Below are 24,996 nucleotides of genomic sequence, written 5' to 3'. Positions count from 1 at the left end.
AGTGGTCGAACCTGTGCCTTCCAGCGCCGCTGAGGACGAGCCCGAACGCCCGAATCCGGACGAGAGTGCCGATGCCGGCGCAAAGGGGAAACGGCGCCGCCGCAAACCCAAGAAACAGCGCTCGTTCTGGGTCGAACTGCCGATTCTGATCGTCGTCGCGCTGGCGCTGGCATTCGTGTTCCAGCATTTCCTGGCGCGGGTCTACACGATTCCCTCGGGATCGATGGAAACGACGCTGCACGGCTGCACCGGGTGCTACGGCGACAAGGTTCTCGTCGACAAGGTCACCTACGACTTCACCGATCCGGGACCGGGTGACGTCGTGGTGTTCAAGGGCCCCGAGCCGTGGGTCGAGAACGAGGCTCCGACCGAGCGCTCGGGCAACGCCGTGGTGCGCTTCTTCCAGGACGTCGGATCGGTCTTCGGTCTGGCCCCGCCGGACGAGCGTGACTTCGTCAAGCGGATCATCGCGACCGGCGGCCAGACCGTGCAGTGCTGTGACGCCCAGAACCGGGTCGTCGTGGACGGCAAGGCCCTGGACGAGCCCTACATCCACTGGGAGAATCCCGCTGAGGACCGGCAGGATTCCTTCGATCCGGTGACGGTGCCGGAGGGCTACGTCTGGGTGATGGGCGACAACCGCAACGACTCGTGTGACTCGCGCTGCCAGGGCGGCGGCGGTGTCCGCGGGGCTGTGCCGGTCGACAACATCATCGGCAAGGCCAGGATCATCGTGCTGCCGCCGAGCCGGTGGGGTGGGGTCAGCGACCACAACCCGCAGGCCGACGCCCAGCCGGTGGCGCTCGGGATGAGCGCTCCGTCGTGGCAGGAAGGCGTCCCGCTCGGGTTCGGTTTCGTCGCCGCGTGGCCCGTGGTGCGGGGCGGGCGGCGGCTGGGCTCGAAGGTGCGCGAGGCGGTCGAGCGAAAGCGGTAACCAGGTTGGGTAGGTCTTCGGCCACGGTGTTCTCGACCTCGTTCCGCCCGCCCAGGGCGATCGTCCGGGGCGAGACGGCGTGGAGTCTGCAGTCGGCTCTCGACCGCCGCGGTCTCGGCCCGGTGGCCGGGGTCGACGAGGCGGGCCGCGGGGCCTGCGCGGGCCCGCTGGTGGTGGCCTCGTGCGTGCTCCGGCCGGGGGACGCCGCCCGGCTGACCGAGCTCAACGATTCGAAGCTGCTCACGCCGCTGGCCCGGGACCGGGTGTACGAGCGGCTCCTCGTGCGGGCTCTGGACTACTCGATCGTCGTCATCTCACCTGAAGAGGTGGACCAGCTCGGTATCCACGTCACCAACATCGAGGGCATGCGCCGGGCGGTGGCGGGGTTGCGGGAGTGTCCGGGCTACGTGCTGACGGACGGTTTCAAGGTGCCGGGTCTGCCGGCGCCGAGCGTGCCGGTGATCAAGGGGGACCGGGCGGTCGCGTGCGTGGCGGCCGCGTCGGTGCTGGCGAAGGTGACGCGGGACCGCATCATGGCCGAGATGCACGGGAAGTTCCCGGTGTACGGATTCGATGTGCACAAGGGGTACACGACCGTGGACCACGGCGCGGCGCTCGTCGAACACGGGCCGTGTGAGGTACACCGGTGGTCGTACACCAACGTGGCGGCGGCGGCCGCCGCGCACGGCATGCGACCGCCGCGGAAGGTCATGCTCACCGCTGCTGCGTTGGGGCAGTCCGATGCTCCGGTGCGTGCTCTGGAGGGCGCAGTGGTCCAGAATGGGAGTTCCGCCGCCGGAGACCGGTCGAACTCGCGAGGAGGGGCGCGGATTTCATGAGCGCAGAGGATCTCGAGAAGTACGAGACCGAGATGGAGCTGTCGCTGTACCGCGAGTACCGCGACATCGTCAGCCAGTTCTCGTACGTGGTGGAGACCGAGCGGCGGTTCTACCTGGCCAACGCGGTGGACGTGCAGGTCAGGGACAGCGGGGGAGACGTCTACTTCGAGGTCCGCATGTCCGACGCCTGGGTGTGGGACATGTACCGGCCGGCCCGCTTCGTCAAGAACGTCCGGGTCATCACGTTCAAGGACGTGAACGTGGAGGAGCTGGAAAAGCCCGAGCTGCGCCTGCCCGAGGAGGGCCCCTTCTCGGGCTGAGGCGCTCGCCAGTCTCGCCGGGGACGTCCTCCAGCCGGGGGACGTCCCTCGTCTTTGTGCCCGCGGAGTCTTCGCCCGCGGGTCCCTCCCGCCGCTGCTCCTGCCGCCCGCTGCTGCTGCCGTGCCGCTGCCGCAGCGCCGCTCCCGTCGCTGCCGCGCCGCTGTCGCTGCCACCGCCGCGCCGTGTCCGCCGCCGCTCCTGGCCTTCCCGCCGCGATTACCACGCTTGCGCCCTTGAAGCGCTCCTCCCATCGCACCCCCGGCCCTCTTCACGGGGCACCTTTTATCCGTGCGCGTTCCACCGGTCCCGCGCCTTGCACCCGCCGTGGTTCGCGACGCCCGTCGTCTCCGTCGCCCGTTCGGCTCGAAACCACTGCCTAACCCGTGGACCGCTGGCAGCCCTCTTCCCCCACCGACGCCCGCGCGGGTGCCGGAGGGGTCCCGCATTCCGCGCCCACATCCGCGATCTCCACGCTTGCGCCTCGAAGCGCTCCTTCCACGGCAGCCCCGCCGGCCCCTACCGCGGGGCACCTTCCCCGAGCGTTTTCCACCGTCCCCGGCCTCCGCCGCCCAGGCCACGGCGTCCCTCATTTCGGTTCCCCAAGGCCCGCCCCTCGTCGCGCCACCGCGTCCAGGGCTGTCCCACCGCGCTGCGCGACCTGCACCGCAGGCCCCGAGGTCCCGAACGCGGCCCCTACCAGAGGGGGCCGACAATCCCGCCGCCCCGCATCGCGATCCGCCGCGGTTGTCCACAACACCCCACTTGTCCACAGGCCCGGCAACTGCATCTGTCGGCGAAACCGCAGGTCCTGGCACTGTCGATGGCACGTGATCGACCGACCTGGGGGACCAGCCATGACCACCGCGGCAAGACCTGCCCGCCACCTGACGCTCGGCCGCAAGGGCGAGGACGTCGCCGCCCGCCACCTGCAGCGGCTCGGTTTCGTCGTGCTGTCCCGCAATTGGCGCTGCCGCCAGGGCGAGCTCGACCTCGTCGCCACCGACGGGCGCACCCTGGTCATCTGTGAGGTCAAGACCCGCACCCGGGAGAGCTTCGGCGACCCGGCCGAGGCCGTCACCGAGGACAAGATCGCCCGCATCCGGCGCCTCACCGGACAGTGGCTCAGCATCCACCGCGTCGGCTGGTGCCGGATCCGCTTCGACGTCATCGCCGTGTACGCCGAACCGGGTGGCGAGATCCGCGTCCGGCACATTCCGGGGGCGTTCTGATGCCCATCGGACGCGCCTGGTCCGTGGCCCTGCTCGGACTGGACGGCCGGCTGGTCGAGGTCGAGGCCGATCTGGGCGGCGGCCTGCCCGGCATCAAGCTCGTCGGGCTGCCCGACGCCGGCCTGCGCGAAGCCAAGGACAGGGTCCGCTCGGCCATCCGCAACTCCGGTCAGCACTGGCCCGAGGACAAGCTCACCCTCGGCCTGTTCCCTGCGAACCTGCCCAAGCTGGGATCGGGCTACGACCTGGCGATCGCGGTGGCCGTCCTCGCCTCGGCGGGCAAGGTTCCGGCCACCCGCCTGCTCGGCACCGTGCTGCTGGGCGAGCTCGCGCTCGACGGCCGGGTCCGCGAGATCCGCGGCGTCCTGCCCGGCCTGCTCGCGGCGCGCAAGGCCGGGGTCAAACGAGCCATCGTCCCGTCGCACTCGCTGGTCGAGGCGGCACTGGTGGACGGCCTGGAGGTCTACGGCGCGGCGCGTCTGCGGGACGTGGTCGCCTGGCTCGAGGGCGAGAACGCCCTCACCCGGCCGGACCCACCCGTCGAGCAGGAACCACCCGAAGTGCCCGATCTGGCGGACGTCATCGGCCAACCAGAAGCGCGCTGGGCTCTCGAAGTCGCGGCCGCCGGTGGTCACCACCTGCTGCTGTCCGGACCGCCGGGCGTGGGCAAGACGATGCTGGCCAAACGCCTGCCCGGGCTCCTGCCGATGCTCGGCACCGAAGAGTCCCTGGAGGTCACAGCCGTGCACTCGGTGCACGGAGCGTTGTCACCGTCGGCGCCGCTGATCAAGGTCCCGCCGTTCATCGCGCCGCACCATTCGGTGTCCGAAGCGGCCCTGATCGGCGGCGGCGCGGGCATCGCGGCGCCCGGTCTGGTCAGCCGTGCCCACCGCGGGGTGCTGTTCCTGGACGAGGCGCCCGAGTTCGGGGCGCAGCGGCTGGACTCCCTGCGCACCGTCCTGGAGGAGGGCGAGGTGCGCATTGCCCGCGCTCGCGGCTCGGTCTGCTACCCGGCGCGGTTCCAGCTGGTCATGGCCACCAACCCGTGCCCGTGTGCGCCGCCGCGGGAGGCCGACTGTTCCTGTTCCCCGACCGAGCGCCGCCGCTACCTCAGCCGGTTGTCCGGTCCGCTGCTGGACCGCGTGGATCTCCGCGTCCGCCTGCGCCCGATGACCGCGATGAGCAATCACGAGTCCGGTGAGCCGGAGCCGACCGAGGTGGTGCGCAAGCGTGTGCTGGCCGCCCGTGACCGCGCCGCCGCCCGCTGGAGTGCGCAGGGGTGGAAGACCAACGCGGAGGTCCCGGGTCCCGCGCTGCGCCGCGAGTTCGCCCTCCCCCGCACGACGACCGCACTGCTCGACCGCAGCCTCGAACGCGGCACGGTGACAGCCCGCGGTGCCGACCGCTGTCTCCGCATCGCCTGGACCCTGGCCGACCTAGCCGAAACCGACGAGCCCGACGCCGACCACGTGGCCGCCGCCCTCGAGTTCCGCGACCGGAGAGCAGCATGACCGCCCCCACCCCACCTGACCCACAGCCTTCCATCCCAGAGCGCCCGCACGGAGTGAGCCGGGCCGACCGGCTGCACGTTGCAGAGTCACCAACGCCTCTCACCTCCCCGTGCGCGGTTCAGGACCTCCCGCGAGGAACGACTTTGCAGGCGAGCGGCTGGCACGTGCACAGGCTTCGACCGGGTAGCCAACGGCGGTCTTCCGCGGCACCCGCTCACCACATCCGGCCCGGAGCGCATCAAGCCGCCCTCGACGCCAACCGCCTGCGGCACATCGAGCAGGCACCAACGCCGCTCACCTCCCACCTCAGCCGGCCCGCCACCCACGCCCTGCGAGGGCTGACCTCCCTGTCGGACGGCCGGTGCGCGGGCCGACTCCGATCGGAATCCACCTGCGGCCTCCCATCGCAGCGGCGATCGCGCCCACTCACCACGTCCCGCCCGGAGCGAGCCATGGTTGACATCGAAGCCAGGTGCCTTACTCCCGCCTCCCCACCCCGTATCGGCACGCTGGCAACGCCGGCCGCCGCCCCTCGCGCCACTCACCACCTCGTCCAAGGAGCGAGCCATGGCTGACCTCGAAGCCGAACGCCTGGCCCGCGCCTACCTCCTCCGCGTCGCGGAACCGCCGGCGCCCGCGGTGGCCGAGTTCGTCGCCGCTCACGGTCCCGTTGCGGCTGCCGAAGCGATTCGCGCCGGCGATTGCCCCAAGCGGGTGCAGGACGAGACCGACGCCCGCCGCAGCCACGACCTGTCCCAGCGTGACCTCGACGAAGGCGCCCGCCTCGGCATGCGCCTGCTCATCCCCGAGGACGACGACTGGCCCGGCTGGGCCCTGCTGTCCCTCGAACTCGCCGGCAGCCGCGGCGTGCCAGGCGTCGCGCCGCCCCTCGCGCTCTGGGTGCGCGGCGCGGCCCGGCTCGATGACGCCACCACACAGGCTGTCGCGATCGTCGGCGCCAGATCGGCCACCACGTACGGCGAGCACGTCGCCGGCGAACTCGCCTACGCGCTCGCCTCCCAGATGGTGCCGATCTTCTCCGGCGCCGCTTACGGCATCGACGGCGCGGCCCACCGGGGTGCCCTCGCGGCCAGCGGCACCACGGTCGCGCTGCTCGGCTGCGGCCTCGACGCTGGCTACCCAGCCGGTCATGTCGTGCTCCTCGACAAGATCGCCGAGCACGGCGGCCTCGTGGTCAGCGAGTACCCGCCGGGCACACCTCCCGCCCGCCACCGGTTCCTGGTCCGCAACCGCCTGATCGCCGCGCTCAGCGAGGGCACCATCGTGGTGGAGGCGGGCCATCGCAGCGGCGCGCGCAACACTGCGACGACGGCGGGTGCGCTGGGCAAGGTCGTGATGGCCGTTCCCGGTCCCGTCAGCTCGGGGATGTCGATCGGCTGTCACGAGCTGATCCGCGAAGCGGGCGCGACGCTCGTCGCGTCGGTCGACGACGTCGTCGAAACCGTCGGCAGGCTGGGCACGTCCCGGCCCGAGAAGGTGCGCTCGAAACGGCCGACCGACGGCCTCGGCCCGGACGCCCTGCGCGTACACGAGGCGCTCCACCGGCGGGAGGGCAAGTCCGCGGAGCAGATCTCGGCCGAGTCCGGGGTGCCGGTCGCCCGGGTCCGGGCGCTGCTGCCCGCCCTCGAGCTCGACGAGTTCGCCGAGCGCTGCGACAGCGGCTGGCGCGCCAAGGTACGGAGGTGATGTGATCGTCATCTGTCGCCGGTGTGGCGATGCTTGACCACGCGCCGCCCTTCGCGCAGCGTGAACAACCATGTCCGCACGGGAATCTCGGGGTCGCCGAACCGACCTGCACGCCCTCCGGGAAGCCCTGCCGCGCGCCGCCGCGAGCCTGGTCGGCGACTACGAACGGCACCTGGGACTCGAACGGGGCGTGTCCCCGCACACCGTCCGGGCCTACGTGGGTGATGTCGTGTCGCTCCTGGCGTTCCTGCACGGTGAGGAGGCGCCGCCGGACAGGCCTGCGCTGGAGGGACTGGACATCGGGGTGCTCCGGTCGTGGCTCGCCGAGCAGCGCAACGGCGGAGCGGGCCGGACCACGCTGGCGCGCCGTGCGGCCTCGGCGCGCACGTTCACCGCCTGGGCCCGCCGACGGGGCTCGCTGGACCACGATCCGGGGGCGAAGCTCGTCGCGCCGCGGGTGCACCGGACCCTGCCGCCGGTGTTGCGGCCCGACGAGGCGGAGGACCTGCTCGGAGCCGCCGGGAGCGGGGCCGCCCAGCAGGAGCCGGTCGCACTCCGGGATCACGCGGTGCTCGAAGTCCTGTACGCCACTGGGGTGCGGGTGTCCGAGCTGTGCGGGCTCGATGTGGACGACGTCGACTTCGGACGGCGGCTGGTCCGCGTGCTCGGCAAGGGCGGCAAGGAGCGCATGGTGCCGTTCGGCGTGCCCGCGGATCGAGCGCTGCGAACCTGGCTCGACCACGGACGCCCGGCCGTGGCCGCAGCGGCGACGAAGCCGGATTCGAGCGCGCTGTTCCTGGGGGTGCGCGGTGGGCGGGTGGACCCGCGCACCGTGCGCCGGGTGGTGCACGAAGCCCTGGACGCGGTGCCCTCGGCGAGCGACATGGGCCCGCACGGGTTACGGCACACCGCGGCAACGCACCTGCTGGAGGGCGGTGCCGACCTTCGCAGCGTTCAGGAGCTACTCGGTCACGCTACGCTTGCCACGACACAGCTCTACACCCACGTGACCGTCGAGCGGTTGAAGGCGATCCATGACCAAGCCCACCCCCGATCCCGATGACCTCGGAGGACGGCAGGCTGGATCGCGGAGACCGCACGCCCCGTACGCGCCCGGAGAACGATCTGAGCCCGCTGCCGAGAACGGTTCCCGTGTGAAGGCCGATCCGCGAATCAGCCCGACCGGTCCCGCCCCGGACGGACGGTCGGCCCTGCCCATGCCCGGACCAGCGGCGAAGGCCGGTCCGCCCGCGACCACCGGGCTCACGCCGCACACCACTGCGCACGGCCACGGGCTCTCCAGCACCGCAGAGGGGGAGGCGACCGCCAACGGCAGTGCTTCCTCCTCGGAGAGCCCCCGCCCTCCAGCATCGACGGCCGCCGAACCGAGGTTGTCCGGCGATGCCCAGGGCGCCCGGCCCGGGACGGGGGCGTCCGGAGCGCGGAATGGCGACGTCGACGCCGCTATCCAGGCCGTGTGGCGCGAGTTCCGAGATCGTCCTGAGCAGCGACTCCGGGAGCGGCTCGTCCTGCACTACGCCCCGCTGGTGAAGTACGTGGCCGGCCGGGTCGGCACCGGGTTGCCGACGCACGTCGACGTCAGCGACCTCATCCAGTCGGGCATCTTCGGCCTGATCGACGCCATCGAGAAGTTCGAGCCCGAGCGCGGGCTGCGCTTCGAGACCTACGCGATGCAGCGCATCCGGGGCGCGATCCTCGACGACCTGCGCTCGCAGGACTGGGTGCCCCGCGTCGTGCGCAGCCGCGCCCGCGAGGTCGAGCGTGCGCTCGAGCGACTCGGTGGCCGCCTGCGCCGGACGCCGACCGACACCGAGGTGGCCACTGAACTCGGCATCACCCTCGACGAGCTCCGTGACCTGTACAGCCAGCTCCAGCTGACCAGCGTCGTCGCGCTCGAGGACCTGATGGCGGCGGGCCGCGAGAGCGGTTCGCTGGTCGACACGCTGCCCGACGACGACGCCGTCGACCCGGTGGCCGTCCTCGTCGACCGGGACAACCGGCGTCAGCTCGCCGAGGCCATCGCGCAGCTCACCGAGCGCGACCGGATCGTGGTCAGCCTTTACTACTTCGAGCGGCTGACCCTCGCCGAGATCGGCCGGGTGCTGGGCGTGACGGAGTCGCGGGTGAGCCAACTGCACACCCGGGCGGTGCTCCGGCTGCGTGCCCGGTTGACCGAGCAAGCCGGTGTCTGAGCCGGCTCGGTTGGACCGGGCGCGCTGGTGTCCGCCGAGCCGGGCCGCGGCTTCGCGCTGCGGCCGACCCGGGGGTTGGCGGATCGGCCGCCGACCAGGCCGTTGTTGACGGACCGGCTCGTCCTGTGCCGGGCGAGGGGCGGATGCCGTCTCCCGAGGAGGCCGGCAGCTGTCCGACGGGGCGCCCCGCGGCTGGGCCCAGCGGCGACCGGGCCCGTTCACCCTGTCCACGGCTTCAACCGGATCCTCGACTCGGTCTGGATCAGGGGGAGCGGGTTCAGGTACTCCTCACCGCGCCGGACGCCCCAGTGCAGGCACGCCTCCACCGGGCAGCCCGGGTGCCCGGGCAGGACGAGCCCGATCGGCTGGCCCTGCCAGACCTGCGTACCTGCCGGAACCGTCGGCGTGACCGGCTCGTAGGTCGTGCGCAGGCCGCCGTCGTGGTCGATCGAGATGACCGGCCGCCCGGCGACCAGGCCCGCGAAGACCACCACGCCCGGCCCCGCGGCGAGGACCTGTTGCCCGGGCGTGGCGGCGAGGTCGACACCGCGATGCCCCGGCCCGTAGGGCCCCAACGGCGCCTCGAACGGCCGGACGACCACCGGCCGCGGCGACAACGGCCAGCCGAACCGCGGCTCCAGCCCATCCCGCCCCGCCGGCCCGCTTCCCAGCGCCACCAGGCGCGGCCCGGATCCCGGCGGAGCGGGCGGTCCACTCGGCCCGCCCGCTCCGCCGGGCAACGCTGCGGCGAGCGCGGCTGCGGGCGGTGCGTCTGAACGGGGCACGCGTGGGGTGGCCGTCGGGCTGGGCAGTGGCGTGGCACCTGTGGTGATGGCCGCCCTGCTGGGCAGTGGCGTGGCACCCGTGGTGACGGGCGGTGCGTCGCTGAGGGACCCGATTGCCGCGGCCGCTCCGTCGTGCTGGGCTCTGGCGGGTGTGATGGCGGGTGGTGCGTCGCCGAGGGGCCTGTTTGTCCCGGCGGCCGGGTCATGCTGGGGCCTGGCAGGTGTGGTGGGGGGTGGCGTGTCGCTGAGGGGCCCGATTACCGCGGCCGCCGCGTCATGCTGCGCCCGGGCGGGTGTGGTTGCGGGTGGTGCGTCGCCGAGGGGGCTGTTTGTCCCGGCGGCCCCATCGTGCTGTTCCCCGCCAAGCGCGGCTGCGGGCGGTGCGTCCGTTCGGGGCCCGGTTCTCCCGGCCATCGCGTCGACGGGTCCACCGGCGAGCCGGCCCGCCACGAGCGTTGCCGCGCCCGCTTCGGCTCCCAGGGCCGCGGGCGGACGCGGTGCCCACCACGCCGCCACCCCGCTCGCCGACGCGAGCGGCGTTCCGGCCGCCACCCCAGCGCTGACCAGCACGATCCCCACCACGCGGCGCATCCTCACGATCATCACCCCAGCCTGGCCCACAACCACGACCGCGAACGGGCCTCGACGAAATCTGTGGACAACTCCGCCGCCTGTGGACAACTCCACCGTGACCAAGGCAGGCGACAGCTGCCCGTGGTGAACCACACGCGGCCAGGGCGTACACTGTTCGCGCGGCCTGTCCCGACAGGTCGACTTCGCGTGTACGTGCACGTCTCCCTCCCGAAGCGCTGGCCCAGGGAGCGGAGCACCACGGCGCCCGGCGGTCCCCGAGGAGCGATCCCCGAGGTCCGGGCACCGGCACGGCACCAGGGTCGCCGGCCACCCGGCCGACGGCGACACGAACCGGCCAGCGTGCCCCCGGCGGGCACGCACAACACAGAAGAGGTGCGAATCCGGCCATGGCCGTCGTCACCATGAAGCAGCTGCTCGATTCCGGCGTGCACTTCGGGCACCAGACCCGCCGCTGGAACCCGAAGATGAAGCGCTACATCCTCACCGAGCGCAACGGCATCTACATCATCGACCTGCAGCAGACGCTGAGCTACATCGACCGTGCCTTCGAGTTCATCAAGGAGACCGTCGCGCACGGCGGCACCATCATGTTCGTCGGCACGAAGAAGCAGGCCCAGGAGGCGATCGCCCGCGAGGCGCAGCGCGTGGGCATGCCCTTCGTCAACCAGCGCTGGCTCGGCGGCATGCTGACCAACTTCCAGACCGTCCACAAGCGGCTGCTGCGCCTCAAGGAGCTCGAGGCCCAGGAGCAGACCGGCGGCTTCCAGGGACTGACCAAGCGTGAGATCCTCACGCTGACCCGCGAGAAGGAGAAGCTGGAGCGCACCCTCGGCGGTATCCGCGACATGCAGAAGGTGCCCAGCGCCGTCTGGATCGTGGACACCAAGAAGGAGCACATCGCCGTCGGCGAGGCGCGCAAGCTGAACATCCCGGTCGTCGCGGTCCTGGACACCAACTGCGACCCGGACGAGGTCGACTACCCGATCCCGGGCAACGACGACGCGATCCGCTCCGCCGCGCTGCTCACCAAGGTGGTCGCCGAGGCCGCCGCCGCCGGCCTGATGGCCCGCAGCAGCCGCAACGGCGCCGCCCCGGCCGCCGACGGTCAGGACAAGCCCGAGCCGGCCGCGGACGAGCCGCTGGCCGAGTGGGAGCAGGACCTGCTCAAGGGCAGCGAGGCCCCGGCCGAGCAGACCACCGCCTCCTGATCTTTCCGGCACGGCCGCGCTTCCGAGCGCGGCCACCCACGACTTTCCGAGAGGAACGGACAACGCACGATGGCGAACTACACCGCGGCGGACGTCAAGCGCCTCCGCGAGCTCACCGGCTCCGGCATGATGGACTGCAAGAAGGCGCTCGAGGAGAGCGACGGCGACTTCGACAAGGCCGTTGAGTTCCTGCGCATCAAGGGCGCCAAGGACGTCGGCAAGCGTGCCGAGCGCGCCACCGCCGAGGGCCTCGTCGCCGGCGACGGCGGCGTGCTGGTCGAGATCAACTCCGAGACCGACTTCGTCGCGAAGAACGAGCAGTTCCAGGAGCTGGCCAACAAGATCGTCAAGGTCGCGCAGACCCTGCAGACCGACGACGTCGAGAAGCTGGCCGCGGCCGAGCTCGAGGGCGGCAAGTCCGTCGGCGACGCCGTCCAGGAGCTAGCCGCCAAGATCGGCGAGAAGCTCGTCCTGCGCCGCGTGGTGGCCTTCGACGGCCAGGTCGCGACCTACCTGCACCGCCGCGGCACCGACCTGCCCCCGGCGGTCGGCGTGCTGGTCGAGTACACCGGTGAGGGCGACGGCGCCGCCGAGGCGGCCCGCAACGCGGCGCTGCAGATCGCGGCCCTCAAGCCGAAGTACCTGACCCGCGACGAGGTGCCGGCCGAGCTGGTCGACAACGAGCGCCGCATCGCCGAGGAGACCGCCCGGGCCGAGGGCAAGCCCGAGCAGGCCCTGCCCAAGATCATCGAGGGCAAGGTCAACGCGTTCTACAAGGACACCGTGCTGCTGGAGCAGCCGTCGGTCCTCGACAACAAGAAGAACGTCAAGGCGCTGCTCGACGCGGCCGGCGTGACCGTCACCCGGTTCGCCCGGTTCGAGGTCGGCCAGCCGTAACACGACGGCATGACGTGAGAGTGCCCCGTCTCCGTGGTCACGGGGACGGGGCACACTCGCGAAGGCAGGGTCTTCACAGACGGCACCCGAGCGGGCGGAGGCGGACATGGGCGAGGCGAAACGAGCCGACGGTGGTTACCGGCGGGTGCTGCTGAAACTGGGTGGCGAGATGTTCGGCGGGGGAGCGCTCGGCCTCGACCCGGACGTCGTGCACTCCGTGGCCGCGCAGATCGCCGACGTCGTCCGCACCGGGGTGCAGATGGCCGTCGTCATCGGCGGCGGCAACTACTTCCGCGGCGCCGAGCTGTCCCAGCGCGGCATGGACCGCGACCGGGCCGACTACATGGCCATGCTCGGCACCGTCATGAACTCGCTCGCCCTGCAGGACTTCCTGGAGAAGGAAGGCGTGCCGACCCGCGTGCAGACCGCCATCACCATGGGCCAGGTCGCCGAACCCTACATCCCGCGGCGTGCCGAGCGGCACCTCGAGAAGGGCCGCGTCGTGATCTTCGGCGCCGGCACCGGCATGCCCTACTTCTCCACCGACACCGCGGCCGCCCAGCGCTCGCTGGAGATCGGCTGCGAGGCCGTGCTCATGGCCAAGGCCGTGGACGGGGTGTTCACCGCGGACCCGAAGAGCGACCCGAGCGCCAAGATGTTCGACGAGATCAGCCACCGCGAGGTGCTCGAGCGCGGGCTCAAGGTCGCCGACGCCACCGCCTTCAGCCTCTGCATGGACAACAACATGCCGATCATCGTGTTCAACCTCCTCACCGAGGGGAACATCGCCAGGGCGGTGCGTGGTGAGAGGATCGGCACGTTGGTGAGCACCCCCGGGGCCGGGCAGAGCGCCTGACCCCGAACGGACCGGGAACAACAGCACAGACAACGGGAGTAGCCGTGATCGACGAGACCCTCCTCGAGGCCGAGGAGAAGATGGAAAAAGCGGTGTCCTTCGCCAAGGAGGATCTGTCGTCGGTGCGCACCGGCCGGGCCAACCCGGGCATGTTCGCCCGCATCACGGTCGAGGCCTACGGGTCGACCATGCCGCTGAACCAGGTGGCCGGCGTCAACATCCCCGAAGCCCGCATGGTCATCGTCAAGCCCTACGACCAGAGCCAGCTCGGCGCGATCGAGAAGGCCATCCGCGAGTCCGACCTGGGCGTCAACCCGTCCAACGACGGCCAGATCATCCGCATCACCATCCCGCAGCTCACCGAGGAGCGGCGCAAGGAGATGGTGAAGATGGTCAAGTCCAAGGGCGAGGACGCCAAGGTCCACATCCGCGGTGTGCGCCGCAAGTCCAAGGAGGAGCTCGACCGCATCGCCAAGGACGGCGAGGCCGGCGAGGACGAGGTCGCGCGCGCGGAGAAGGAACTGCAGCACCTGACCGACAACTACGTGGCGAAGGTCGACGAGCTCGTCAAACACAAGGAAGCCGAGCTTCTCGAGGTCTGATGCCCCAGGTGAGCGAAGAACGCGAGAAGGCCCCCGTGGCTTCTGCGGAGCCGGCCGAACCGGCCAAGAAAACGTCGCGGGCGGGACGGAACCTTCCCGCGGCGATCGGTGTCGGGCTGCTGCTCGGTGCGGCGATCCTCGTGTCGCTGCTGACCGTGCGGTACCTGTTCATCGGGATCATCGCGGCGGCGATCGCGGTCGGTACTTACGAGTTCGCGCAGGCGCTGCAGCGTGCCGCGAAGATCCGCCTCGCGCTGGTCCCGCTGCTGGTGGGCGGTCAGGCGATGATCTGGCTGGCCTGGCCGTTCGGCTACCGGGGCGCCCTGATCGCGTTCGCGCTCACCGTCCTGGCCTGCCTGCTGTGGCGGCTGCCCGGCGGGGCCGACGGGTACCTGCGCGACATCAGCGCGTCCGTGTTCACCGCCGCGTACCTGCCGTTGTTCGGCGCGTTCGCGGCGATGCTGGTGCCGCCCGCGGACGGCGTGGGCCGGGTGCTCGCGTTCCTGATCGGCGTCGTCGCGTCCGACACCGGCGGCTACATCGCGGGTGTGCTCAAGGGCAAACACCCGATGGCGCCGTCGATCAGCCCGAAGAAGACGTGGGAGGGCTTCAGCGGCTCGCTCGTCGCGGGTGTGGTCGCCGGTTCGCTGACGATGACGCTGCTGCTGGACGGGCACGTCTGGCAGGGCGTGGTGTTCGGCATCGCGATCGTGCTCACCGCGACCCTCGGCGACCTCGTCGAGTCGCTGATGAAGCGGGACCTGGGGATCAAGGACATGGGCACGTTGCTGCCGGGCCACGGCGGCCTGATGGACCGGCTCGACTCGCTCCTGCCGTCCGCCGTGGTGTCGTTCCTGCTGCTGTCGGCGTTCCTGAACTAGCGCGACCACACGCCGAACCACTGCTCGGCGCCGTACTCCTCGAACCGCGCCACCTCGGTGAAGCCCAGCTTCGCCGCGAGACGCATCGCGCGGTCGTTGGCGGTCTGGGTGCACAGCACCACCGGTTCGCCGGGAACCGTGCCAGCGAACCAGCCGAGCACCGCCGCGCAAGCCTCGGCGGCGTACCCGTGTCCCCACGCCTGGGGCAGAAACAGGTAGCCGAGTTCGGCCTCCCCCGCCTCCGGACGGACGTGACCCGGGCGCTCCGCGTCGTGGCGGTCGAGCGTGACCATGCCGATCATCGCGCCGTCGAGATCGGCCACGAACAGGCCGGGGCGCCGCCCGGGCACCTCCGGCACCGTGCGCTCCAGCTCGTCCCGTGCTCGTGAGCCACCGAGGTAGGTGCCCACCTCCGGCGAGGCGAACAGCTCGACGAACGCCGCCCGGTCCCGCGCCTCGGATTCGCGGAGCACGAGCCGCTCGGTCTTGATCGGAGCAGGTGGCCAGGTGTCGAACATGGCGGCGAACCTATCGCACGCTCGGGAGAGCGACGGCTCAGTCGTCGTAGGGGTCGTCCACTTCGGCGCGGCCCCAGCCTTCGGTCACGCGCGAGTGGTCGATCACCGAGAACACCGCCCCCGCCGGGTCGGCGAGGATCGCGATCCGGCCGCGCGGCGTGTCGTACGGCTCGACCAGCACGGTGCCGCCGAGCATGAGCGCGTGCCCGGCCGTGGCGTCGGTTCCGCGGGCCGGGTCGACGCTGAAGTACACCATCCAGTGCGGCGGCGCCTCCGGCGGATACTCCGGCCCCATCACGTACCGGTACAGCACCGGCTCCTGGTCCAGCCGCCATTCCGCGTAGTCGATGCCGTGGTTGTCGCCCACCTGCAGGCTCGTGTACTGGAAGAGCCGGCAGAAGAAGCCGTCCGCGGCCTCGCCGTCGCGCGTGTTCAGGTCGGCGCCTGAGTAGGTGTTCGGGTACCCCGTGGCGAACGCCCAGTCCGGCGGCGGCTGCCACAGCACGAACGGCGCGCCGGACGGCTCGATGCCGTGCACGATGCAGCCGCGGTGGGGCAGCACGGTCGGTTCGAGCGTGACGACCCCGCCGAGCCGCTGCACCCAGTTCGCCGCCGTCTGGGCGTTGTGCACCGAGATGTTGATCATCCAGGCGCTCGCCTGTCCCGGCGCCGCCTGGTAGAGCCCCCCGGCGGGCACGCCGTCGAGGGTGCCGATCAGGTACCGGCCGGTGCGGGTCGCGGGATCGCGGCTGAGCAGGAACGTCCAGCCGAAGAGCCCTTCGTAGAACCGGTGTGAAGCCGCCTCGTCGACGCTGGCCAGTTCGACCCAGCACGGCACGCCGGACGGGAGCGCGGACGGGACCGAAGGTCCGACGGACATACCGCCTCCGATCGGTGGGGAGGGCAGCAGTCTAAGCCGAATTCGAAGCGCTTTCCGGGCGCCCTCTCGTCTATCCTTGCCGCGTGTGGAAGATCGCCCGGCGTGGGCAGCGCTCCGCGTCACGGGCGGAGGTCCTGCCGAGCCCGAACATCTGGTACCACCCCGACACCTACGAGCTGGAGAACCGCGCGCAGGACGTCGACGGCGACCTGTGGCGGGTTCTCGAGCAGGAGTGCGACTGGGCGGGCGGGGACGTGCTGGACGTCGGCTGCGGAGACGGTTTTCACCTGCCCCGCTTCGCCACGACCGCGAAGTCCGTGATCGGTGTCGAACCCCACGAACCGTTGGTGCGGCGGGCCGAACGCCGCGTCGCGGAGCTGCCCGCGGTGCGGGTGCTGCCGGGCTCCGCGCAGGCGATCCCGGTGCCGGACGCGAGTGCCGACCTGGTGCACGCGCGCACGGCGTACTTCTTCGGTCCGGGCTGTGAACCCGGTCTGCGCGAGGTGGATCGCGTGCTGCGGCCGGGAGGAGCGCTGGCGATCGTCGACCTCGACGTGTCCAGTGAGCCGTACGGCCGGTGGATGCGGGCCGATCTGCCCGACTACGACCCGGCCGCGGTCGATTCCTTCTTCGCGGCACAGGGGTTCCGCTGCCGCCGCGTGACGGCGCGGTGGTGGTTCCCCGACGCCGAAAGCGTCGCGGCGGTGCTGCGCATCGAATTCAGCCCACCGGTGGCCGACCGGGCGATCGCGGATGTCCTACGGGACAATGGATCGCACGGCCGGCACTCCGGCACGGCGGGCTTCACGGTGCCGGTGGGCTATCGCGTTCTGGTTCGCGAGAAGCCCGCCGGCCTCGTGCTGCCTGGTCACTCGTCGTCGTCCTCGTCGTCGTCCGTCTCGATCTCGCCGAGCACGGCGTAGATCGAGCGCCGGGCTTCGTTGAGGATCTCGGCCGCGCGGCGCTTCTGTCCCGGCGTTCCGGCCTGGGACACCTGAACGGCGGCGGCGGCCAGCATCGCGCCGGCCTTGCGCAGGTCGACCTCGGTGGGGTCGACGTCGTGGGCGATCTGCTCCCACGGCGGCGCCGAATCCTGCTTCGCGGCCGCTTCGCGACCGGCGTCGGTCAGCTCGAACAGGCGCTTGCCGCCGTCCTCGCGGGCCACGACCAGGTCTTCGTCGGCCATCAGCTGCAGGGTCGGGTAGACCGAGCCGGGGCTCGGCCGCCAGAAGCCGCCACTGCGTTCGGCGATCTCACTGATGATCTCGTAACCGTGCCGGGGCTGTTCGGCCAGCAGGGCGAGGATCGCGGCGCGCACGTCGCCCCGGCGTCCTCGCCGTCCGCGGTGCGGGCCGCGGGGGCCGCGCCCCCGGAACTCGCCACGCGGGCCGCCCGGGCCCCAGCCCGGGGGGAAGTCCCCGAATCCACCACGGGCGAACGGGCCGAAGGCCGGGCGCTCGTGGTGCGGGGGGAATGGGTGGTGCCTCATGTCGGTTCTCCTTCCGTTGTGTTCCGACATGTTCACGATATATCGGAAACAGTCGGAAGGCAACTGCCCAGGTCGTGGAACAATGGAAGGGCTATGACTGCCCTCCCCCTGGTCTTCGACGCGCCCCGGCGCGGCCTGCCGCCTCGCCACCTCGCCGACCTGACCGCCGCCGAACGCGCGGCGGCCGTGAGCGAACTCGGTGAGAAGCCGTTCCGCGCCAAGCAGCTGTCGAACCACTACTTCGCCCGCCTGACCGCCGACCCGCAGGCGATGACCGACATCCCGGCCACCTCGCGCGAGCGGCTGGTGTCCGAGCTGATGCCGCCGCTGCTGACCGAGGTGCGCGCGCTGGCCTGCGACGACGGCACCACCCGCAAGACGCTGTGGCGCGCGCACGACGGCACGCTGCTGGAGAGCGTCCTGATGCGCTACCCGGACCGGGCGACGCTGTGCATCTCCAGCCAGGCCGGCTGCGGGATGGCGTGCCCGTTCTGCGCGACCGGGCAGGCCGGGCTGACCCGGAACCTGTCGACCGCGGAGATCGTGGACCAGGTGCGGTCGGCGGCCGCGGTCATGCGCGACGGCCTCATGCCCGGCGGCCCGGGGCGGCTGTCGAACATCGTGTTCATGGGCATGGGCGAGCCGCTGGCGAACTACAAGCGGGTGGTCGCGGCCGTGCGCCGCATCACCGACCCGGCGCCGAACGGCCTGGGCATCTCGCAGCGTTCGGTGACGGTGTCGACGGTCGGGCTGGCGCCGGCGATCCGGCGGCTCGCGGACGAGAAGATGCAGGTCCGGCTGGCGGTGTCGCTGCACACGCCGGACGACGAGCTGCGCGACACGCTGGTTCCGGTCAACAACCGCTGGTCGGTGGACGAGGTGCTGGAGGCGGCGCGCTACTACGCCGACACCACGGGCCGGCGCGTGTCGATCGAGTACGCCCTGATCCGCGACGTGAACGACCAGCCGTGGCGGGCCGACCTGCTGGCGAAGCGGCTGCGCAAGCACCTGAACCAGCTGGTGCACGTCAACGTGATCCCGCTGAACCCGACGCCCGGCTCGAAGTGGGACGCCTCGCCGAAGCCGGTCGAACGCGAGTTCGTGCGGCGCGTCAACGAGGGCGGCGTGGCCTGCACCGTGCGCGACACCCGGGGGCAGGAGATCGCCGCCGCGTGCGGCCAGCTCGCCGCCGAAGGCTGACGCGCACGAAAAAGGGGCCCCTCGGCGGGGGCCCCTTTTTTCGTCGGGTGGGTCAGCGGCGCCAGGCGGTGCGCCTCTTCCTGATGTCCACGAGCAGCCCGATCACGATGGCGATCGCGAGGCCGACCAGCCACACGTTCTCGGTGTTGTTCTCATGGTTGTTGTGGATCATCGCCAGCAGCACGATGACCGTGACCCAGCCGGCGATGCGCGACCCCTTCGGGAACCCGCCGTGCCAGCCCCACTCGGCCGACGGCTCGTCGCGGGGATCCACCTTCGCCGGCGCGGCCTGCTGCCGCTTCTCGACCGCCTTGCTCGCCACGATCACTCCTCTGAGGCCCTGCACAAACGTCCAACCGGATGATTCCACACCGCGACCGGCCCCGCGCCGATGACCCGGTCACACGCGTTCGGGACAATGTCCCCGATGAACGCACCCCGCACCGTCCTCGTGCTCGGCTCGACCGGCTCGATCGGCACCCAGGCCCTCGACGTCGCCGCCCGCAACCAGCACCTTTTCCGCATCGCGGGCCTCGCCGCCGGCGGATCGGACCCGGCGCTGCTCGCCGCGCAGGCGCTGGCCCACGGGGTGGACGCGGTCGCGGTGACGAAGCCCACCGTGGTCGAGGACCTGCAGCTCGCGCTGTACGCCGAGGCGCAGAAGCGCGGCTACTCGCGGGGCGAGTTCAAGCTGCCGCGCATCTTCGCGGGCCCCCGCGCCGTGGTCGAGCTGATCGACGCGGTGCGGGTCGACGTCGTCCTCAACGGCCTGCCCGGCTCCCAGGGTCTCGAACCGACCCTCCACGCCCTCGAAACCGGCGCGATCCTGGCCCTGGCGAACAAGGAGTCGCTCATCGCCGGCGGGCCGCTGGTGCTCAAGCAGGCGAAACCCGGCCAGCTGGTCCCGGTCGACTCCGAGCACTCGGCGATGGCCCAGGCCCTGCGCGGCGGCCGGGCGGAGGAGGTCGACCGGTTCGTGCTCACCGCCTCCGGCGGCCCGTTCCGCGGCCGCAAGCGCGCCGACCTCGCGCACGTGACGGTCGCCGACGCGCTGGCCCACCCCACCTGGTCGATGGGCCGGCTCGTCACCATCAACTCCGCGACGCTGGTCAACAAGGGCCTGGAGCTGATCGAGGCGAGCCTGCTGTTCGGCGTCGCGTGCGAGAAGATCGACGTGGTCGTCCACCCGCAGTCGATCGTGCACTCGATGATCACCTTCACCGACGGCTCGACCCTGGCCCAGGCCAGCCCGCCGGACATGCGGCTGCCGATCGCGCTCGCGCTGAACTGGCCGGACCGGGTAGCCGGCGCGGCCCCGGCCTGCCGGTGGGACGAGGCGAGCGCGTGGACGTTCGAACCGCTGGACAACGAGGCCTTCCCGGCGGTCGAGCTGGCCAGGCAGGTCGGCACGGCAGGCGGCTGCCTGCCCGCGGTCTACAACGCGGCGAACGAGGTGTGCGTCGAGGCGTTCCTGGCGCAGAACGCGGGCTTCACGGCGATTGTGGACACTGTTACCGAGGTGGTGGAGGCCGCCGACGAGTGGCGTCGCGAGCCGAGCGACGTCGCGGAGGTCCTGGCGGCCGAGGAGTGGGCGCGCGCCAGGGCCGCGCAGATCGTGACCGGAGGGAAGTAGCGGGGTGCTCGCCTACATTTTCGGAGTCGTGCTGTTCGCGCTGGGCATCTGCGTGTCCGTCGCGCTGCACGAGGCGGGGCACATGCTCACCGCCAAGGCGTTCGGCATGAAGGTTCGCCGCTACTTCATCGGGTTCGGCCCGAAGGTCTTCTCCTTCCGACGCGGCGAGACCGAGTACGGCCTGAAGTGGATCCCGCTCGGCGGGTTCTGCGACATCGCCGGCATGACCGCGCTCGACGAGGTGACCCCGGACGAGGCGCCGCGCGCGATGTGGCGGTTCAAGACGTGGAAGCGCACCGTCGTGCTGGCCGCCGGGTCGGTCACCCACTTCATCCTCGGTTTCGTCGTGCTCTACCTGATGGCCACCACGATGGGCCTGCCCAACGCGGTCGTCGGCAAGCCGGAGATCTCCCAGGTCGCCGACTGCGTGCGCAGCGCGCAGACCGACCAGGAGTTCGCCAATCCCGTCTGCCGGCCGGGCGACGCCGCTCCCGCGAAGACGGGCGGGATCCAGCCGGGCGACGAGATCGTGTCGGTCAACGGCACGCGCACCGAGACCTACGCCGACGTCACCGCGCTCATCCAGGGCCTGTCCGGCCCGACCCGCTTCGAGGTCGAGCGCAACGGGCAGATCGTGCCGCTGACCGTCGACGTGGTGCGGGTCGACCGTCCGGTCACCGATCCGGCCAACCCGAACGCCCCGCAGAAGATCGTCTCGGTGGGTTCGATCGGTGTCACCTTCCCGAGCACGCTGCAGTACAACGCGGTCACCGCCGTCGGCGGCGCGGCCACCTTCACCGGCGACATGTTCGTGCAGACCTGGCAGCGGCTGCTGGAGTTCCCCGAGCGCATCCCGGCCGTGGTGTCGTCGATCTTCGGCGGCGAGCGCGACCCGAACACGCCGGTCAGCGTGGTCGGCGCGAGCCGGATCGGCGGTGAGGCCGTCGAGCAGGGGCTGTGGTCGCTGTTCCTGCTGCTGCTGGCGAGCCTGAACTTCTTCGTCGGCGTGTTCAACCTGCTGCCGCTGCTGCCGCTGGACGGCGGCCACATCGCGATCGTCTGGTACGAGCGGGTGCGCGACTGGGTGCGCAAGCTGCGTGGCAAGGCGGCCGGTGGCCCGGTCGACTACTCGAAGCTCTCCGCGGTCACCGTGGTGCTGGTGCTGATCGGCGGTGCCGTAACACTGCTCACCGTCACGGCGGACATCGTCAACCCGATCAGGCTGCAATAACCCGGCGTTTGGGCAGGTCAGGGCGGCGACCGGGGACACCGGCTCCGGCCGGGCGCCACCGTGGGCGGCCCGGCCTGTGGGTAAGCTGGTCTTGTCAGCAGCCCGTCTCACGCCGCAGAGGATTCGATGAGCGTCGAGCTTGGTATGCCCGCCCTCCCGCCCCCGGTGCTCGCCGAGCGCCGCAAGACGCGTCAACTCATGGTGGGATCGGTCGGGGTCGGCAGTGAGCACCCGATCTCGGTTCAGTCCATGACCACCACCCTGACCGCGGACGTGAACGCCACGCTGCAGCAGATCGCCGAGCTGACCGCGGCCGGATGCGACATCGTCCGCGTGGCGTGCCCGTCGGCCGACGACGCGGCCGCGCTGCCCGCGATCGCGCAGAAGTCGCAGATCCCGGTCATCGCCGACATCCACTTCCAGCCCAAGTACGTGTTCGCCGCGATCGAGGCCGGCTGCGCCGCGGTGCGGGTGAACCCGGGCAACATCAAGAAGTTCGACGACAAGGTCAAGGAGATCGCCCAGGCGGCGAAGGACCACGGCACCCCGATCCGGATCGGCGTCAACGCCGGCTCGCTCGACCCGCGGCTGCTGAAGAAGTACGGCAAGGCGACGCCGGAGGCGCTGGCGGAGTCCGCGCTGTGGGAGGCGTCGCTGTTCGCCGAGCACGACTTCCACGACATCAAGATCTCGGTCAAGCACAACGACCCGGTGATCATGGTGCGGGCGTACGAGCTCCTGGCCGAGCAGTGCGACTACCCCCTGCACCTGGGTGTGACCGAGGCGGGCCCGGCGTTCCAGGGCACGATCAAGTCGGCGGTCGCGTTCGGCGCGCTGCTGCGGCAGGGCATCGGCGACACCATCCGCGTGTCGCTGTCCGCGCCGCCCGTCGAAGAGGTCAAGGTCGGGCAGCAGATCCTGCAGTCGCTGAACCTGCGGCCGCGCAAGCTGGAGATCGTGTCGTGCCCGTCGTGCGGCCGGGCGCAGGTCGACGTCTACAAGCTCGCCGACGAGGTCACCGCGGGCCTGGAGGGCATGGAGGTCCCGCTGCGCGTCGCGGTGATGGGCTGCGTGGTGAACGGCCCCGGCGAGGCGCGCGAGGCCGACCTCGGCGTGGCGAGCGGCAACGGCAAGGGGCAGATCTTCGTCAAGGGCCAGGTCATCAAGACCGTGCCGGAGCACCAGATCGTCGAAACGCTGATCGAAGAGGCGATGCGCATCGCCGAGGAGTCGGGTGACGCGGAAGGAAGCGGCCAGCCGGTTGTCACGGTGAGCTAGGCCGATGAGCACCGTGTTCGCCGGTTCCGCGAACGGTTGCGGGCTCTGACCGTGTCCGGCGCGGAGTGGGCCGTCCGTGAGCCGCATCCGCAGTTGCGGCGGCTGATCGCGCGGTACGTCGGCTACACCCAGCACGGTCTGCCCCTCGCCACCCACCGCGGGTTGCCCTCGCGCCACGTCACACTCGCCATCAGCCTCGCCGAGCCGATCCGGTTCACCGGAATGCCCCTGGGGCAGTCCCCGGCGCGCCTGCCGGCCGCGCTCGGCGGCCTGCACACCGCGCCCGCCCTCATCGCGCAGGAGGAGTTCCAGTCCGGCGTCCAGGTCGAGATCGACCCGCTCGGGGTGCCCGCACTCTTCGGTGTCCCCACCGCCGAGTTGTCCGGCTACGTCGTCGATCTCGCCGAGCTGGGCCCGGCCCAGCTCCCGGAACGCCTCGCCGAATCACCGACTTGGGACGACCGGTTCGCCGTCCTGGACGACGTCTTCCGCCGCGGGCTGGCCGACCACGAACCGTCCCGCGAGGTCACCTGGGCCTGGCGCCGCCTGGCCCGGTCCGGTGGTCTGGTCCGCGTCGAGGCGCTCGCCCGCGAGATCGGCTGGAGCCGGCGCCAGTTCGCCGAGCGCTTCCGCCGCGAGCTGGGCCTGTCGCCCAAGCAGGCCGCCCGCGTGCTGCGGTTCGAGCGCGCTGCCGACCGGTTGCGGCGGGCCCCGACCGCGCTGGCCACCCTCGCCGCCGACTGCGGCTTCTACGACCAGGCCCACCTGTCCAACGAGTGGCGCGCCCTCGCCGGCTGCTCGCCGCGCACCTGGATCGCCGAGGAGCTCCCATTCCTCCAAGACCCGGGCACCGCCGCGGGCACAGACTGACGAGCATGACCGAGAACCCACCCACCGTCTGGCCCGCCTTCCGCTACGACGACGCCCGCGCCGCGCTGACGTTCCTCACCGAGGTGTTCGGCTTCCGCGAGGCGCTCGTCGTACCCGGCGAGGACGGGCAGATCGTGCACGGCGAGCTGCGCTGGCCCGAAGGCGGCGGCTTCATGTTCGGCAGCACCAGCCGCGTCGACGGCGTCCACGGCGACGCGAAGAACGCCGGCTCGGCCTACGTCGTCACTGATCACGTAGACGAGATCCACGAGCGCGTCCGCGCCGCCGGCGCCGAGGTCGTCGCGCCCCCGCACGACACCGACTTCGGCTCGCACACCTTCACCGCCCGCGATCCCGAGGGCAACCTGTGGACCTTCGGGACCTATCGAGGGGCTGCTTGATCGCCCACGATTTCCCGTTCCACCACTCCATCTGGCAATCTGGTGGATGTGTTGCGGCTTGCCGGTGCACGGCTGCTCAGTGATCGGGATCATCCCGTGGTCCGCGCCGTGCTCGCGGCGGACCCGGTGGCCAGCTGCATGGTCAGCGCGCGCGTCGAGGTGGCGGGTCTGGACCCGTGGCGGCTCGGCGGTGAGCTGTGGGCGGCCGACTACCGCGGTTCCCGCGGCGGGCGCCTGCCCGGGCTGTGCTTCTCCGGCCCGAACCTGATCCCGTTGCGCGGCAACGCGGCGGCGCTGCGGTCGTTCGCCGACCGCGCCCTGCGCAAGCAGCGGGTCTGCTCGTCACTGGTGGGCCCGGCGGAGCAGGTCCTCGGGCTGTGGGACGAGCTGGCGGGCGAGTGGGGCCCGGCCCGCGAGGTCCGCGACGACCAGCCGCTGATGGCGATGGAAGCGCAGCCGTCCGTCCGGCCCGACCCGATGGTGCGCCCGGTCCGGCCGGACGAGCTCGAACGGTACCTGCCGGCCGCGATCGCGATGTTCATCGAGGAGGTCGGCGTCGACCCGCGCGCCGGGGACGGCGGCGCCAGCTACCGCGCCCGCGTCGCGGAGCTGATCGCCGGCGGGCGCGCGTTCGCCCGGTTCGAGAACGGCGAGGTCGTGTTCAAGGCCGAGATCGGGGCGCTGTCCCGCAGCGTCGGCCAGATCCAGGGCGTGTGGGTGCGGCCGGACCGCCGCGGGCACGGGCTCGGCACGACGGGTACCGCGGCCGTGGTGAGCCATCTGGTCAACGGTCTGGGCCGCACGGCCAGCCTCTACGTGAACAGCTTCAACAGCCCCGCACTGGCGGCGTACCGGCGGATCGGGTTCAACCAGGTCGGCCGGTACGCGACCGTGCTGTTCTGACCGGGCTCACGGCCGC

General features: G+C 71.5%; 26 protein-coding genes. 21 read left to right on the top strand and 5 right to left on the bottom strand.

All coding sequences use genetic code 11. The features are described 5' to 3' along the window. The first annotated feature begins 1 nt into the window (after position 1). From lepB to FB470_RS03490, 8 genes are all read left to right on the top strand, one after another. Positions 2-934: a signal peptidase I gene (lepB, locus tag FB470_RS03525; protein WP_306988700.1), complete on the top strand. Its 933-nt coding sequence runs from the start codon at positions 2-4 to the stop codon at positions 932-934. Positions 935-993: 59 nt separating this feature from the next. Then, positions 994-1,773 (top strand): ribonuclease HII, encoded by a 780-nt coding sequence (locus tag FB470_RS03520; protein ID WP_306999041.1) that lies wholly within the window; start codon positions 994-996, stop codon positions 1,771-1,773. Continuing rightward, positions 1,770-2,093, top strand: coding sequence for a DUF2469 domain-containing protein (locus tag FB470_RS03515; protein WP_167098488.1), 324 nt, complete (start codon positions 1,770-1,772; stop codon positions 2,091-2,093). The genes FB470_RS03520 and FB470_RS03515 overlap by 4 nt, the downstream gene beginning before the upstream one ends. An 855-nt stretch (positions 2,094-2,948) precedes the next feature. Beyond that, positions 2,949-3,323 (top strand): YraN family protein, encoded by a 375-nt coding sequence (locus FB470_RS03510; RefSeq protein WP_306988696.1) that lies wholly within the window; start codon positions 2,949-2,951, stop codon positions 3,321-3,323. Beyond that, a complete protein-coding gene (locus FB470_RS03505; RefSeq protein ID WP_306988695.1) occupies positions 3,323-4,834 on the top strand; it encodes a YifB family Mg chelatase-like AAA ATPase in 1,512 nt (503 codons plus the stop codon). Before FB470_RS03510 ends, FB470_RS03505 begins: the two co-directional genes overlap by 1 nt. Before the next feature lie 567 nt (positions 4,835-5,401). Next, entirely contained in the window at positions 5,402-6,541 is a 1,140-nt protein-coding gene (gene dprA, locus FB470_RS03500; protein WP_306988693.1) for a DNA-processing protein DprA, read from the top strand. 70 nt (positions 6,542-6,611) lie between these two features. Next, the gene (locus FB470_RS03495) at positions 6,612-7,604 is read left to right on the top strand and encodes a tyrosine recombinase XerC (RefSeq protein WP_306988691.1); all 993 of its coding nucleotides are present in this window, start codon (positions 6,612-6,614) and stop codon (positions 7,602-7,604) included. A 154-nt stretch (positions 7,605-7,758) separates the two neighbouring features. Continuing rightward, entirely contained in the window at positions 7,759-8,754 is a 996-nt protein-coding gene (locus tag FB470_RS03490) for a FliA/WhiG family RNA polymerase sigma factor (RefSeq protein ID WP_370876444.1), read from the top strand. A 218-nt stretch (positions 8,755-8,972) separates the two neighbouring features. Here FB470_RS03490 and FB470_RS03485 read toward each other — a convergent pair whose 3' ends face one another. Next, a complete protein-coding gene (locus tag FB470_RS03485) occupies positions 8,973-9,431 on the bottom strand; it encodes a M23 family metallopeptidase (protein ID WP_370876443.1) in 459 nt (152 codons plus the stop codon). A gap of 1,088 nt (positions 9,432-10,519) precedes the next feature. On the opposite strand from FB470_RS03485, the gene rpsB reads away from it, so the two are divergent. The 5 genes from rpsB to FB470_RS03460 all read left to right on the top strand — a co-directional run bounded on the left by rpsB (position 10,520) and on the right by FB470_RS03460 (position 14,577). Further along, positions 10,520-11,341, top strand: a complete 822-nt coding sequence (gene rpsB, locus FB470_RS03480) for a 30S ribosomal protein S2 (RefSeq protein WP_306988687.1) — start codon at positions 10,520-10,522, stop codon at positions 11,339-11,341. Positions 11,342-11,410: 69 nt separating this feature from the next. Then, a complete protein-coding gene (gene tsf / locus FB470_RS03475; protein ID WP_306988686.1) occupies positions 11,411-12,238 on the top strand; it encodes a translation elongation factor Ts in 828 nt (275 codons plus the stop codon). 106 nt (positions 12,239-12,344) lie between these two features. Continuing rightward, positions 12,345-13,094 carry a UMP kinase gene (gene pyrH, locus FB470_RS03470; protein WP_306988684.1) on the top strand — a complete coding sequence of 250 codons (750 nt, stop codon included), beginning with the start codon at positions 12,345-12,347 and terminating at the stop codon, positions 13,092-13,094. Between the two features lie 44 nt (positions 13,095-13,138). Further along, a complete protein-coding gene (frr, locus tag FB470_RS03465; RefSeq protein ID WP_306988682.1) occupies positions 13,139-13,696 on the top strand; it encodes a ribosome recycling factor in 558 nt (185 codons plus the stop codon). Then, the gene (locus tag FB470_RS03460; protein ID WP_306988680.1) at positions 13,696-14,577 is read left to right on the top strand and encodes a phosphatidate cytidylyltransferase; all 882 of its coding nucleotides are present in this window, start codon (positions 13,696-13,698) and stop codon (positions 14,575-14,577) included. The genes frr and FB470_RS03460 overlap by 1 nt, the downstream gene beginning before the upstream one ends. Here the strand turns inward: FB470_RS03460 and FB470_RS03455 are convergent. Together FB470_RS03455 and FB470_RS03450 are read right to left on the bottom strand one after the other, a co-directional pair. Next, positions 14,574-15,095, bottom strand: coding sequence for a GNAT family N-acetyltransferase (locus tag FB470_RS03455; RefSeq protein ID WP_306988678.1), 522 nt, complete (start codon positions 15,093-15,095; stop codon positions 14,574-14,576). The genes FB470_RS03460 and FB470_RS03455 overlap by 4 nt on opposite strands. Positions 15,096-15,132: 37 nt before the next feature. Further along, entirely contained in the window at positions 15,133-15,975 is an 843-nt protein-coding gene (locus FB470_RS03450) for a VOC family protein (protein WP_306988676.1), read from the bottom strand. An 83-nt stretch (positions 15,976-16,058) separates the two neighbouring features. Between FB470_RS03450 and FB470_RS03445 the strand changes: the two genes are divergently transcribed. After that, positions 16,059-16,898, top strand: a complete 840-nt coding sequence (locus tag FB470_RS03445; RefSeq protein WP_306988674.1) for a class I SAM-dependent methyltransferase — start codon at positions 16,059-16,061, stop codon at positions 16,896-16,898. Here FB470_RS03445 and FB470_RS03440 read toward each other — a convergent pair. Continuing rightward, positions 16,844-17,464: a PadR family transcriptional regulator gene (locus FB470_RS03440; protein ID WP_306988672.1), complete on the bottom strand. Its 621-nt coding sequence runs from the start codon at positions 17,462-17,464 to the stop codon at positions 16,844-16,846. The two genes, FB470_RS03445 and FB470_RS03440, sit on opposite strands and share 55 nt — an antisense overlap. 93 nt (positions 17,465-17,557) lie before the next feature. On the opposite strand from FB470_RS03440, the gene rlmN reads away from it, so the two are divergent. Continuing rightward, positions 17,558-18,664, top strand: coding sequence for a dual-specificity RNA methyltransferase RlmN (rlmN, locus tag FB470_RS03435; RefSeq protein WP_306988670.1), 1,107 nt, complete (start codon positions 17,558-17,560; stop codon positions 18,662-18,664). A 52-nt stretch (positions 18,665-18,716) separates the two neighbouring features. Here the strand turns inward: rlmN and FB470_RS03430 are convergent, their stop codons facing one another. Further along, positions 18,717-18,986, bottom strand: coding sequence for a DUF2631 domain-containing protein (locus tag FB470_RS03430; protein WP_306988668.1), 270 nt, complete (start codon positions 18,984-18,986; stop codon positions 18,717-18,719). 105 nt (positions 18,987-19,091) lie between these two features. Here FB470_RS03430 and dxr point away from each other — a divergent pair, with 105 nt between their 5' ends. The 6 genes from dxr to FB470_RS03400 all read left to right on the top strand — a co-directional run bounded on the left by dxr (position 19,092) and on the right by FB470_RS03400 (position 24,980). Next, positions 19,092-20,297 carry a 1-deoxy-D-xylulose-5-phosphate reductoisomerase gene (gene dxr / locus FB470_RS03425; protein WP_306988667.1) on the top strand — a complete coding sequence of 402 codons (1,206 nt, stop codon included), beginning with the start codon at positions 19,092-19,094 and terminating at the stop codon, positions 20,295-20,297. Positions 20,298-20,301: 4 nt separating this feature from the next. Continuing rightward, complete coding sequence (locus tag FB470_RS03420; RefSeq protein WP_306988665.1) at positions 20,302-21,528, top strand: M50 family metallopeptidase; 1,227 nt, start codon at positions 20,302-20,304, stop codon at positions 21,526-21,528. Between the two features lie 126 nt (positions 21,529-21,654). After that, positions 21,655-22,806 carry a flavodoxin-dependent (E)-4-hydroxy-3-methylbut-2-enyl-diphosphate synthase gene (gene ispG, locus FB470_RS03415; protein WP_306988664.1) on the top strand — a complete coding sequence of 384 codons (1,152 nt, stop codon included), beginning with the start codon at positions 21,655-21,657 and terminating at the stop codon, positions 22,804-22,806. Between the two features lie 51 nt (positions 22,807-22,857). Continuing rightward, a complete protein-coding gene (locus FB470_RS03410; protein ID WP_306988662.1) occupies positions 22,858-23,676 on the top strand; it encodes a helix-turn-helix domain-containing protein in 819 nt (272 codons plus the stop codon). Positions 23,677-23,681: 5 nt separating this feature from the next. Beyond that, entirely contained in the window at positions 23,682-24,077 is a 396-nt protein-coding gene (locus tag FB470_RS03405; protein WP_306988660.1) for a VOC family protein, read from the top strand. A 48-nt stretch (positions 24,078-24,125) separates the two neighbouring features. Continuing rightward, positions 24,126-24,980 carry a GNAT family N-acetyltransferase gene (locus FB470_RS03400; RefSeq protein ID WP_306988658.1) on the top strand — a complete coding sequence of 285 codons (855 nt, stop codon included), beginning with the start codon at positions 24,126-24,128 and terminating at the stop codon, positions 24,978-24,980. Positions 24,981-24,996 lie beyond the last annotated feature (16 nt).

Origin of the sequence: Amycolatopsis thermophila (genome assembly GCF_030814215.1) — a bacterium.
In the GTDB taxonomy this organism is placed as follows: domain Bacteria; phylum Actinomycetota; class Actinomycetes; order Mycobacteriales; family Pseudonocardiaceae; genus Amycolatopsis_E; species Amycolatopsis_E thermophila.
The sequence above is the reverse complement of the archived record's forward strand: the minus strand, read 5'-3'. Positions and strand labels throughout refer to the sequence as shown.